The organism is Nocardia sp. NPDC087230, assembly GCF_044744725.1.
Classification (GTDB): domain Bacteria; phylum Actinomycetota; class Actinomycetes; order Mycobacteriales; family Mycobacteriaceae; genus Nocardia; species Nocardia canadensis.
The window spans coordinates 528,898-540,043 of the sequence record NZ_JBIUYV010000003.1 but is presented as its reverse complement, the minus strand read 5'-3'; the positions used below and the strand labels follow the sequence as shown (position 1 = coordinate 540,043).

Genomic DNA, 11,146 nt, shown 5'->3' with positions numbered 1-11,146 from the left:
GACATGATCACCACACCGGGGCTGTTGCCCGTGCGGGACCTGGTCGCCGCGGTCGACGGCTTTCTGGCCGCGTCCCCGGCGACCCGTGCCTGGGATGTGGAGACCGCCGTCGACTGGGCCGCCGCCGACGCGGGCAGGCTCACCGAGGGTCAGCGCTCCGCGGTCCAGTTCGTCACCCTGATCGAAGACCACCTGCCCGGCTACTTCGACGTCTACCACCGGCATTTCCCCGTCGACGACAGCGTGGATCTGCCGACCTTCGAGCACAATCGGGAGCTCTACCACTTCACGGTGCGCTGGGCCCTCGAGGAGGACACCCATGCCAGGGCGCTGACCCGCTACCAGGAGGCGGCCGGCATCGCCGACCGCGACACCCTGCGCTCGGAACTGGCGATCGAGGGCCACAAGCCGTTCGACCTGCCCTACGACCACCCCGTTCAGTTCTTCGCCTACGCCTTGGTGCAGGAGAAGGCGACGCAGATGTACTACCAGCAGTTGCGCGATGTGGTCGCCGACCCGGTCCTGGCCGCGGTGCTCACCCGGTTGTCGCGCGACGAGGCACGGCATTTCAGCTTCATGGCCGAGGTGGTGACCCGGTATCTGCGCCACGACGGTGACGCGGTGGTCGAGCCGATCCGCGATGTCGTCGCCAACTTCCGGATGCCGCTGTCGGACACGCTGCGCGGCTATTGGCGGTGGGCGCTGCGGATCGCCGATGTCGCCGACTACGACCACACCGCCGCCTACGAACATCTGGTGAAGGTGATCGACCGCGCGGTCGATGCCCGCACCGAGCCGGTCGACGAGTTGATCACCTTCGTCGAGGGTTGCCGCACCCTGGCCTGAACCGGCCCTGGCCCGGACCGAAGAGAACCGGCCTTGCGCGCGATGATCCGCGCAAGGCCGGTTCTCTTCGCCGATCGGCCCTGAGCCGTCAGTTGCCCTGCGCCAGCACGAGAATCGTGGTGGTGCCGTGCGCGATCAGCTTGCCCGCCGCGTCGGTGATGCGACCTTCGGCGGTCGCGGTCCGCCTGCCGACGTGCACGGCGGTGGCCTCGCAGGTGAGCCTGCTGCCGTCCAGGGTCACCGCGCGGATGAAGTTCACCTTCAGTTCGAGCGTGGTGTAGGCGACGCCGTCGCCGAGTTCGGTGAACACCGCGCTGCCCATGGCGGTGTCCATGAGCGTGGCCAGCACGCCGCCGTGCACCGTGAACATCGCGTTGATGGTCGCCGGATTCGGGTCGAGGTAGTAGCGGGTACGGCCCTTGGACGCGCTTTCCAGCCGAATTCCCAGCGAATCGCCGACGCCCAGCTTCTCCTGCAGCCCGCGCTCGAAGACCGCGGTCAATTCGGCGACCCGCCGGTCGGCGGTCGCGTCGATTTCGGTGGTGGTCATGGTTTTCCTCCCTGCGGACGATTCCTCCGCCATTCGATCAGCGCTCGGTGAATTCCGTCTTGCCACAGGACATTCCATTTCCAGCTCCGATCGGCTGATCGGGATCACCCGAGGCCGGTGAGTCGTCGACCCGGCGCGGGTACCGTCGGGCAGATGGCCGACACCACCGCTGCTGCCCGCGTCGAGTCCATCGAGGCCGACTTCTTCGACGATCCGCACGCGCACTACCGGCGCTGGCGCGCAGGTGGCCCGGTCCATCGGGTCCGCTTCCCCGACGACGTCGTGCGCTGGGTGGTCATCGGCTACGCCGAAGCCCGGATGGCACTGGCCGATCCACGGCTGCGCAAGGACATCGTCCGGATCGACGAGATCGTGCACGACAAGCGCGGGTCGACCCCGAGCGATCCGAACGTCGTCGCGCTGCTGAGCCACATGCTCAGCACCGATCCGCCCGCGCACACGCGGCTGCGCAAACTGGTCAACAAGGCCTTCACCGCCAAGCGGGTCGCGGCGTTGCGCCCGCGGATCGAGCAGATCACCGAGTCGCTGCTGGACGCGATGGCCGAGCGCGAACAGGTCGACCTGATGGACGAATTCGCCAATCCGCTACCGGTGACGGTGATCTGCGAACTGCTCGGCGTGCCCTACGCCGATCGCGACGACTTCCAGACCTGGACCAGGGCCCTGGTCACCGTCGTCGGCGAAGGCGAGGACGACGAACGCCCCGCGGCCTCGGCCGCGATGGTCGCCTATCTGGCGAACCTGGTGCGCGCCAAGCAGTCCGAGCCCGCCGACGACCTGCTCTCCCAGCTGGTCCTGGCCGACGACGACGGCGACCGCCTCACCGATCGCGAGCTGGTGTCGATGGCGTTCCTGCTGCTGGTCGCCGGGCACGAGACCACCGTCAATCTCATCGGCAACGGCGTCAACGCGCTGCTGCGCCGCCCCGCGCAGTGGCGGGCCCTGGGCGCCGACCCCGCCGGCATCCCCGCCGCGATCGAGGAGTTCCTGCGCTTCGACGGCCCGGTCGACATGGCCACCGTCCGCTACACCGCCGAACCGGTCGCCCTGGGCGATACCGAGATTCCCGCGGGCGAACTCGTCTACGTCGCGCTGGCCGCCGCCAACCGCGACCCGGCCCGTTTCACCGACCCCGACGCGCTCACCACCGACGGCCACCCCTCCGGCCATCTGGCCTTCGGCCACGGCATCCACTTCTGCGTCGGTGCTCCCTTGGCCCGCCTCGAAGCCGAGATCGCCTTCACCGCCCTGCTCCGCCGCTTCCCCGACCTGCGCCTGGCCGAGGCCGCCGGCACCGACCACTGGCAGACCAGCACCCTCATCCGCGGCCTGCTCGAACTGCCGGTGCACGTGCGCTGAGACCCCGGTCACCCAGACCGGCGTACCGTCGGGAGTCGATCGGATCGTCGAGCTGCTCGCCTGCCCGGCGCCGCCTCGGCGTCCGCCGACCCCGCCCAGGGTTGCGCCACCTGATCCGGACCAGGTCAGAACAGGCTGGTCTGGGCAGGCGCGGTCACCGCGGTGATCGTGGCGTCGAGTTCGATGCGGCGGCCGATGAGCCGGGAGTCGTTGACGAGCACGAGTTCACCGGACCCGGTGTCGTCGGCGCAAGCGATGGTGTGGCCGTGGGCGGTGACGGCGTCGAGGACGTATTCGCCGGCGTCCTCGGTGAATTCGATGGCCTCCGGGTAGCGCCCACGCTCGAGGATGGTGGCGTAGAAGTCCCGCCCGCCGGACCACGCGGTGTCGGTGCGGGCGATGTCGTCGGGCAGGGTGCTCGCCGCGTGGTCGGCCGCGTCGGCGACGGCGGCCTCCAGCGCCGACCACGGCCGCAGCGGCTTGGTCAGGATGCGGGTCTTGGTGACACCGGCGACCGCCTGCCGCAGCCCCGCCCGTCCCGAGACGACCCGCTCTAGCTCACGCACATGCAGCCCGTCCGGCGAATCGGTGATGAAGCGGGCCACCAGCGCACCCTGCTCGAAGAGCCGCCGCTGCCGCCGTACCGCCGACGCGGTCCCGACCTTGGTCATCCCGTCGCCGAAGTAGGCGATGTAGAGGTGATGGGGCTGCGCGACATACCCGCGCACCTGCTCGGGCAATGCCGTGAGCGGACCACGATGGCTGTGCACCACCGACCACCCCTCGGTGACCCGGCATTGCGCGCACTGCTTTCCGCTGTCGACCCGGGCCCGGCTCGGGCACGCTTGACGCCCCCTGCGCCCGGCGCCGAACCCGTGGTACCCGAGACAGAACCGCCCGGCCCCGGCGAGCCGGAATGCCAACCGCGTCCCGATTCCCGGCAGCAGCTCGGTACTGCCGTCCTCGCGGATCACCTCGTAGAACCACCGGCCCTGCTCATCCCAGTGGGTCCCGCAATACAGGGCGGTGGAGGTCGCGGTCATCGGTCGAATCTACTGAACGCGCCCGGTGTTCGGTCGACGGGAGGACAGATCGCCCAGCCGGCGGGGATCGGCGAGGTTCGGTGCGATTGCACAGCCTCGGCGCGCGCTGTCGGCCCCGCACCACGTCGAATTCGATCCGGCAGACCGGGTCGACCCACCGGACGCGGTGACCGGCGACTGTTGCGCCGTAGCTGTCAGTGGTCGGCCCGTGCCCGTGCGGACAGCGACCGGACTCGCTCGTTCGGGATCGATCCCCCACGCACGAGGCCCACCCGGGCTCCCGAGCTCACAGGTCGAGGACAAGGACCTCCGAGCGGGCGCGGGAGACGCACAGCATCATCGTCTTGCCGCTGTCGCGCTCCTCGGCGGTGAGCAGGGAATCACGGTGGTCCACCTCGCCGTCGAGCACGGAGGTCTCGCAGCTGCCGCAGGTGCCTTCGCGGCAGGAGGTGATGACCGCGACGCCCGCCGATTCCAGGACGTCGACGATGGAGCGGTCGGCGGCGACCCGCAGCGTCCGCCCGGTCTGGGCCAGCTGGATTTCGAAGGCCTGGTCGGCGCCGGCCGGCTCGAGCTGTCGCGGGACGAACCGTTCCGTGCGTACTGTGACGCGCTGCCGCTGTCCCTCCGCCTCGACCGCGGCCAGCAGCGGTTCCGGGCCACAGCAGTACACGGTCGCGCCGGGCCGCTCGGCCACGATCTCGGCCACCGGCAGCAGGCCGGACTCGTCCTGGGGCACCAGCCGCACCGCCGGATAGCGCGCGGTGAGCGCCTCGGCGAAGGCCATGTGGGTGCGTGAGCGCGCGCCGTAGTGCAGCGTCCAGCGCGCGCCTGCCCGCTGCGCGGCGGCGATCATCGGCAGGATCGGGGTGATCCCGATACCGCCAGCGACGAACGTGTACTCCGGGGCCTCGGACAGCTCGAAGTTGTTGCGCGGCAGAGAGACCGACAAAGTGGTGCCGGGCAGCGCGGTCCGGAACAGGTGCGCGGACCCGCCGCGGCCGTTCGGCTCGTGCAGAATCGCGATCCGCCACCGGTCGCGCTGCGCGGGGTCGCCGCACAGCGAGTACTGGCGCAGGCCGGCCGCGCCCGCCGCCACGTCGATATGCGCGCCCGGCGTCCAGGCGGGCAGTTCCCCACCGTCGGCCGCGGCGAGCACCAGGGCGAATACCGCGTCGGCTTCGTCGGTGCGCTCGATCACCCGCACGCTCACGTCGGTCATGGCCATCCCCTCGCCCGCATGGTTGTCGAGTTTCACCGTGCTCGACGTCCGGCGTGTCCGCCCCGTGGGCGCGGCGAGACGATTGGCGCGATCGACATTCACTATCGTCCCGCCGCCCGGTGCGCACCCCGCCCGACACTGACGGCATGACTCCAGTGGCGGAACTGGTCGCCAAGACCAGGCAGTTCGTGCAAGACCACGTCATCCCGGTGGAACGCGAGGTCGTGGTCGGTGGCCGGGTCACCGACGACGCCCTGCGCCTCGACCTGCAGAAGAAGGCCAAGGAGGCCGGTGTCTTCGGCCCGCTCTCGGATCCCGCCTACGGCGGCCTCGGCCTCGACACCAGGGCGCAGGCCGAGGTGCTAGAAGCCGCGGGCGCCAGTCTGCTCGGCCCGCTCGCGGTCAACGCCTGGGCGCCCGACGACGGCAACATCCACCTGTTGGCCGAGGTCGCGAATCCCGAACAACGTGAACGGTATCTGGCCCCGCTGGCCTCCGGCGAGGTCCGCTCGGCGATCGCCATGACCGAACCGGCGCCCGGCGCGGGATCGGACCCGCGGATGCTGGCCACCGTCGCCGAGGAGACCGACACCGGCTGGGTTATCAACGGCCGCAAGCACTTCACCACCGGCGCGCAGGGCGCGGCGTTCACCATCTGCGTCGCCTCCACCACCGACGGCCCGACCATGTTCCTGGTAGACCAGGACAACCCCGGCCTGAAGGTCGGCCGCCGGATGCCGACACTGGACCACACCAGCGCGCCCGGCGGGCACTGCGAGGTCGAGTTCGCCGACTGCGAGGTCCCCGAGTCCGCGATCCTGGGCGCGGTGGGCCGCGGCCTGGATCTGGCGGCGGTCCGGCTCGCGCCCTCACGCCTGGTGTTCTGCATGAACTGGCTCGGCCTGGCCGTGCGCGCCCAGCAGCTCACCGCCGAGCACATCAACGGCCGTCACGCGTTCGGGGTACCGATCGCCGAACACGGTCTGGCCCAGGGCCTGATCGCCGACAACGAGATCGATATCGCGGCGTCGCGCAGCCTGATCCGATCCACCGCCGCCACCATCGACGAGCACGGCGCCGCCTCCTCCCAGGCGCGCCACGAGGCCTCGATCACCAAGACCTTCGTCTCCGAGGCGGTCTGGCGGGTGCTCGACCGCGCGGTGCAGCTGCACGGCGGCCTCGGCGTCTGTGAGGACCACCTGGTGGCCCGATTCCTGGTGGAAGCCAGGGCTTTCCGCATCTACGAGGGTCCGTCGGAGGTGCTGCGCGGGTCGATCGCGCGGCGCGTCCTGCGCGGATCGCGCTGAGAGGACGTCCCATGACCACCCGCAGCATCGCCGGATTCGGCGCCGCCTACCCCGCCCTCGACGCCGAGGCCGTCGACTACGCCTACCTGCGCGACGCCTCGCAGGCCCTGGTGCCCTTCGGCGCGCACGTCGGCACCCGGATCACCGAGATCTCCCCCGCCCGTTCGGTCGTCGAGATCCCGGCCGAACCGGTGATGTGCAACCACATGGGCACCGTGCACGCGGGCGCGCTGTTCACCGCCGCCGACATCGCCGGCGCCGCGGCGTTCGTGGGCGCGGCGGCGCACCGGCTGTTCACGGTCGACCGGCTGGTCCTGCGCGGCGGCACCGCCGCCTACCGCAAGCCGGCCCGCGGCCGCATCCGCGCCGTCGCCACCGTGGACCCCGACGGCCTGGCCGCCGTCCTGGCCGCGACCGCGACCGCCCGATTCGAGCTGTCCGGCCGCGCCGAGCTGCTCGACGACAACGACGTGCTCACTGCCGAATTCACCTTCGACTACGTGTGCGATGTGCGCATCGCCGGAACGGACGAGTGATGACCACGACCACGCCCGACGCCACCACGGTCGACACCGCCGACGGCGTGCGCTTCACCGTGCGCTGGCTGGCCGCCGACGACCCCACCGCCCCGGTGGTGCTGATCCTGCCCGCCATGGCGATGAAGGCACGCAACTACCAGTCGCTGACCAAGTCCCTGCACGCCACCGGTCTCTCGGTGGCGACCTGCGATCTGCGCGCCCACGGCGAGGCCGAGCCCGCGCTCGGCGAGCACACCGACTTCGGCTACCGCGAAATGCTCGAGATCGACCTGCCCGCCGTCGTTTCCGCGATCGAGGAGCGGTTCCCGCAGGCGCCGCTGCACCTGTTCGGGCACAGCCTGGGCGGCCAGCTCGCGCTGCTGTTCGCCGCCGCCGAACCCGAGCGCGTCGCCGGGGTCACCGTGATCGGTACCGGCACCGTGTTCTGGTGGGCCTTCGGCCCGCGCCGCTGGTTCGAGGCACTGAGCCAGATCCAGTGGATCGGCCTGGTGTCGCGGATCAAGGGGCACTGGCCCGGCGGCGTGCTGATCCCGGCGCCGATGCCGGGCGGGGTGATGGTCGACTGGTCGATCCACTCGCTGACCAGCTACTACCGCCCCAGCGGCAGCAAGCGCCGCTACAACACGCTGCTGGCGAACATGACCCTGCCGGTGCTGGCGATCTCGCTGTCCCAGGACGTGCTCGGCCCCAAGTCCAATGTCGACTTCCTGGTCTCGCGGATGCCCTCGGCCGCGGTGACCCAGTGGCACCTCGACGAGAACTCCGCGGTCGAGCACCTGGATCACTTCACCTGGCTCAAGGACTCGCCCGCGATCGCGGCGGGCGTGTCGCAGTGGATCACCGCCGGCACCGCGCCGGCCTGAAGGAGAGACGTGGCACGACTGCAGATCGAAGCGGTGTCGAAGAAGTTCGACACCGACTACGCCGTGCGCGAGGTCAGCCTCGACATCGCCGACGGCGAATTCATGGTGCTGCTCGGCCCCAGTGGCTGCGGCAAGTCCACCCTGCTGCGGATGATCGCGGGGCTGGAGGAGCCGAGCGAGGGCCGGATCCTGGTGGGCGGCAACGACGTCACCGACGCGGCGCCGCAGCGTCGTGACCTGGCGATGGTGTTCCAGAGCTACGCGCTCTACCCGCACCTGTCGGTGGCCAAGAACATCGGGTTCCCGCTGCGGGCCCGGCGCAAGCCGCGCGCCGAGATCGCCCAGCGGGTCGCCGAGGTCTCGGCCACCTTGGAGCTGTCCGCGCTGCTCGACCGCAAGCCGGTCGCGCTCTCGGGTGGCCAGCGCCAGCGCGTCGCCCTGGCCCGCGCCATGGTCCGCGATCCCGGCGCGTTCCTGATGGACGAGCCGCTGTCGAACCTGGACGCCAAGTTGCGCAGCGCGACCCGCGCCGAACTGATCGCCCTGCACCAGCGACTGGGCGCGACGTTCCTCTACGTCACTCACGACCAGGTCGAGGCGATGACGATGGCCTCGCGCATCGCGCTGCTCAACGAGGGCCGGGTCGAACAGTGCGGCACCCCCGCCGAGCTCTACGACCAGCCGCGCTCGACCTTCGTCGCCGGTTTCCTCGGCTCGCCGCCGATGAACCTGTTCCCCGCGGTCGTCCAGTCGCGCGCCGGTGCCCTGCGCGTGACGGCCGACGGTGTCGACGCCGCGCTCGACATCACCGACGAGCTCGACACCGCCACCCCGGTGATCGCGGGTATCCGGCCGGAGCGCCTGCGCATCGACCCCGCCGGCGGCGCCGTCCGCGGCCGGGTGCGGATGGTCGAGAACCTCGGCAGCGAGGAACTGGTGCACCTCGACGCGGGCACCACCAGCCTGTGCGTGCGCGCGCCGCGCCCGGCCGGGGTGCGCGTCGGCGAGGACATCGCCGTGCGGGTCGACCCCGCCGACATCCACCTGTTCGATCCCGACACCGGCCTGCGCCTGACCTGGCAGGCGCCGCAACCGGAGTCGATCCCCAACCAGGACGCGGCTGCCGTGCCCGTCCCCTGACTACCGCACGAACCATTGATGAGGAGAACCACCATGAAACGCACCCTGCCCATCTTGGGCGTGGTGTTCACCACCGCCGTCGCCCTGAGCGGCTGCGGTCTGGGCGGCACCGTGTCCTCGGACACCACGACGACCGCGCAGATTCCGGAGCTGAAGCCCGACCAGCAGGTCTCGATCGTGTTCGAGTCCTACAACTACGGGCTCGCCGGCGCCTGGACCGACACGTTCAACGCGCTGATCGCCGACTTCGGCAAGAAGTACCCCAACATCAAGGTCACCGCGCAGAAGCCGCAGGGCAACAGCCCGAACCCGGCCACCGACACCATCTCCAGCATCCAGAACCAGATGGTCGCGGGCACCCCGCCCGACGTCGCCCAGCTCGGCTTCTCCGACCTGGACTTCACCGTGCACCAGCTGCAGGCCAAGCCGCTCGACACCCTCGTCGGCAAGCAGGAGGTGGCCGAGAACTTCGACGGCCGACACGCCTACGCCCCGCGCGCCCGCGTCCTCGACGACTGGGACGGCCACACCTACGGCGTGCCCTTCGTGTTCTCCACCCCCGTGCTGTACCTGAACGCCTCGCTGTTCACCGAGGCCGGTCTGGATCCGGCCACACCGCCTGCCACCTGGGCCGAGGTCGCGACCGCGTCCAAGCAGATCGCCGACCGCACCGGCAAGGGCGGTGTCTACATCGACTGCCTGACCAAGACCGCCAAGGACTGGTGCTTCCAGTCGCTGGTGCGCTCCAACGGCGGCCGGGTCATCGCCGAGGACCGCCGCACCCTCACCTACGCCTCCGCGCCCGTCGTCGAGGTGACCAAGATGGCGCAGGACCTGGTGAACACGGGCAGCATGCCCAAGCTGAACCAGAAGCAGGGCTACGAGGCGTTCGCGCGCGGCGAGATCGGCATGATCCTCGAGACCAGCGCCATCCAGGGCACCTTCGTCACCGGCGCCAAGGACAAGTGGGACCTGCGGTCGGCGCCGATGCCGTCGTTCGCGGGCAAGCCGACCGTGCCCACGAATTCCGGTGCGGGCCTGCACATCCTGTCCAACGATCCGGCCAAGCAGCGTGCCTCCTGGGAGCTGATCAAGTTCCTCACCAGCGAGGAGTCCTACATCAAGATCGCGCAGAACATCGGCTACCTGCCGCTGCGCACCGGACTGCTCGATCAGGCCGACGGACTCAAGGACTGGGCCGCCAAGAATCCGCTGCTGAAGCCGAACGTCGCCCAGCTGGCGAACATGGAGCCGTGGGTGTCCATGCCGGGCAACAACTATCTGCAGATGCGCGACGGCATGATGGACGCCGTCGAAGCCATCGTGTTCCAGGGCAAGGATCCGCAGTCCACGTTGACCGCTGCGCAGGCAGAGGGCACCAAACTCCTGCCGGTCGCATGAGCGATCTGACCATCGTCCAGCTCACCGATACCCACCTGCGCCCGGCCGGTGAGCTCGTCCACGGTGTCGTCGACACCGACGCGAACCTCACCCGGGTGCTCACCCACCTGCGCGAGGCCGGGCAGCACGTCGACGCCCTGGTGCTCTCGGGTGACCTGTCCGACAACGGGTCACCCGAGGCGTACCGGCGGCTGCGGGCGGCCGTCGAACCGGTCGCGGCCGAACTCGGCGCCGAGATCGTCTACGTCATGGGCAATCACGACGAACGTGGCGCCTTCGGTGAGGAGCTGCTCGACCTGGCTCCCGGCTCGGTGGACACCACGCTGCCCCACGACCGCATCGTCGAGGTCGCCGGTCTGCGCATCATCGCGTTGGACAGCACCACGCCGCTGCGGCACGAGGGCAGGCTCGAACTCGAGCAGCTGGCCTGGCTGAGCGTGCAGCTGCGCACCCCCGCGCCCCGGGGCACCGTGCTGGTACTGCACCATCCGCCCCTGCCGTCGCCCATCGCCACCGTCGACTTCCTCAAGCTCGAGGACGCCGACCGGCTGGCGGAGGTCCTCGCGGGGTCCGATGTGCGGATGATCCTGTGCGGGCACAACCATCTGACGGCCGCCGCGGCGGTCGCGGGGATCCCGGTGTGGATCGGGCCCGCGCTGTCGTACCGGATCGATCCGATGCCCCCGGCGGGCAGGCACCGCGGGTTCGCCGGATTCGGGTACAGCCGGATCGATGTCGTCGGTTCGACGGTGCTGGCCACCGCGATCGAGGCGACCCCGGCCACCCCGGTCTACGACCGGCCCGAGGCCGAGGTGCTCGAGCAACTGGCGGCGATCGCCGCGCGGACGCGGTGAC

11 protein-coding genes are annotated in these 11,146 nt (G+C 70.4%); 8 read left to right on the top strand and 3 right to left on the bottom strand.

All coding sequences use genetic code 11. The features are described 5' to 3' along the window. The first annotated feature begins 3 nt into the window (after positions 1–3). Positions 4–846, top strand: coding sequence for an acyl-ACP desaturase (locus ACIO52_RS14605; RefSeq protein WP_402644180.1), 843 nt, complete (start codon positions 4–6; stop codon positions 844–846). Between the two features lie 88 nt (positions 847–934). Here the strand turns inward: ACIO52_RS14605 and ACIO52_RS14600 are convergent, their stop codons facing one another. Further along, positions 935–1,396 carry a PaaI family thioesterase gene (locus ACIO52_RS14600; RefSeq protein WP_218719796.1) on the bottom strand — a complete coding sequence of 154 codons (462 nt, stop codon included), beginning with the start codon at positions 1,394–1,396 and terminating at the stop codon, positions 935–937. 153 nt (positions 1,397–1,549) lie between these two features. Between ACIO52_RS14600 and ACIO52_RS14595 the strand changes: the two genes are divergently transcribed. Next, a complete protein-coding gene (locus ACIO52_RS14595) occupies positions 1,550–2,776 on the top strand; it encodes a cytochrome P450 (protein ID WP_402644177.1) in 1,227 nt (408 codons plus the stop codon). Between the two features lie 125 nt (positions 2,777–2,901). Here ACIO52_RS14595 and ACIO52_RS14590 read toward each other — a convergent pair whose 3' ends face one another. Together ACIO52_RS14590 and ACIO52_RS14585 are read right to left on the bottom strand one after the other, a co-directional pair. After that, positions 2,902–3,819 (bottom strand): hypothetical protein, encoded by a 918-nt coding sequence (locus ACIO52_RS14590; protein WP_402644174.1) that lies wholly within the window; start codon positions 3,817–3,819, stop codon positions 2,902–2,904. A gap of 286 nt (positions 3,820–4,105) precedes the next feature. After that, positions 4,106–5,047 (bottom strand): PDR/VanB family oxidoreductase, encoded by a 942-nt coding sequence (locus ACIO52_RS14585; protein ID WP_402644449.1) that lies wholly within the window; start codon positions 5,045–5,047, stop codon positions 4,106–4,108. 140 nt (positions 5,048–5,187) lie between these two features. On the opposite strand from ACIO52_RS14585, the gene ACIO52_RS14580 reads away from it, so the two are divergent. The 6 genes from ACIO52_RS14580 to ACIO52_RS14555 are packed head-to-tail and all read left to right on the top strand — an operon-like array spanning position 5,188 to position 11,145. Further along, a complete protein-coding gene (locus ACIO52_RS14580; protein WP_218719799.1) occupies positions 5,188–6,348 on the top strand; it encodes an acyl-CoA dehydrogenase family protein in 1,161 nt (386 codons plus the stop codon). 11 nt (positions 6,349–6,359) lie between these two features. Further along, positions 6,360–6,884, top strand: coding sequence for a YiiD C-terminal domain-containing protein (locus ACIO52_RS14575; RefSeq protein WP_218719800.1), 525 nt, complete (start codon positions 6,360–6,362; stop codon positions 6,882–6,884). After that, complete coding sequence (locus ACIO52_RS14570; RefSeq protein WP_402644170.1) at positions 6,884–7,750, top strand: alpha/beta fold hydrolase; 867 nt, start codon at positions 6,884–6,886, stop codon at positions 7,748–7,750. Before ACIO52_RS14575 ends, ACIO52_RS14570 begins: the two co-directional genes overlap by 1 nt. A gap of 9 nt (positions 7,751–7,759) precedes the next feature. After that, positions 7,760–8,890, top strand: coding sequence for an ABC transporter ATP-binding protein (locus ACIO52_RS14565; protein WP_402644167.1), 1,131 nt, complete (start codon positions 7,760–7,762; stop codon positions 8,888–8,890). A 33-nt stretch (positions 8,891–8,923) separates the two neighbouring features. Continuing rightward, complete coding sequence (locus ACIO52_RS14560) at positions 8,924–10,291, top strand: ABC transporter substrate-binding protein (RefSeq protein WP_218719803.1); 1,368 nt, start codon at positions 8,924–8,926, stop codon at positions 10,289–10,291. Beyond that, entirely contained in the window at positions 10,288–11,145 is an 858-nt protein-coding gene (locus ACIO52_RS14555; protein WP_218719804.1) for a metallophosphoesterase, read from the top strand. The genes ACIO52_RS14560 and ACIO52_RS14555 overlap by 4 nt, the downstream gene beginning before the upstream one ends. Position 11,146: the final 1 nt, after the last annotated feature.

Excerpts from the sequence above, each read along its gene's own strand:
- ACIO52_RS14585 (WP_402644449.1), bottom strand. The coding sequence starts at position 5,047 with ATGGCCATGACCGACGTGAGCGTGCGGGTGATCGAGCGCACCGACGAA.
- ACIO52_RS14575 (WP_218719800.1), top strand. The coding sequence starts at position 6,360 with ATGACCACCCGCAGCATCGCCGGATTCGGCGCCGCCTACCCCGCCCTC.
- ACIO52_RS14595 (WP_402644177.1), top strand. The coding sequence starts at position 1,550 with ATGGCCGACACCACCGCTGCTGCCCGCGTCGAGTCCATCGAGGCCGAC.
- ACIO52_RS14555 (WP_218719804.1), top strand. The coding sequence starts at position 10,288 with ATGAGCGATCTGACCATCGTCCAGCTCACCGATACCCACCTGCGCCCG.
- ACIO52_RS14605 (WP_402644180.1), top strand. The coding sequence starts at position 4 with ATGATCACCACACCGGGGCTGTTGCCCGTGCGGGACCTGGTCGCCGCG.
- ACIO52_RS14590 (WP_402644174.1), bottom strand. The coding sequence starts at position 3,819 with ATGACCGCGACCTCCACCGCCCTGTATTGCGGGACCCACTGGGATGAG.
- ACIO52_RS14600 (WP_218719796.1), bottom strand. The coding sequence starts at position 1,396 with ATGACCACCACCGAAATCGACGCGACCGCCGACCGGCGGGTCGCCGAA.
- ACIO52_RS14580 (WP_218719799.1), top strand. The coding sequence starts at position 5,188 with ATGACTCCAGTGGCGGAACTGGTCGCCAAGACCAGGCAGTTCGTGCAA.
- ACIO52_RS14570 (WP_402644170.1), top strand. The coding sequence starts at position 6,884 with ATGACCACGACCACGCCCGACGCCACCACGGTCGACACCGCCGACGGC.
- ACIO52_RS14560 (WP_218719803.1), top strand. The coding sequence starts at position 8,924 with ATGAAACGCACCCTGCCCATCTTGGGCGTGGTGTTCACCACCGCCGTC.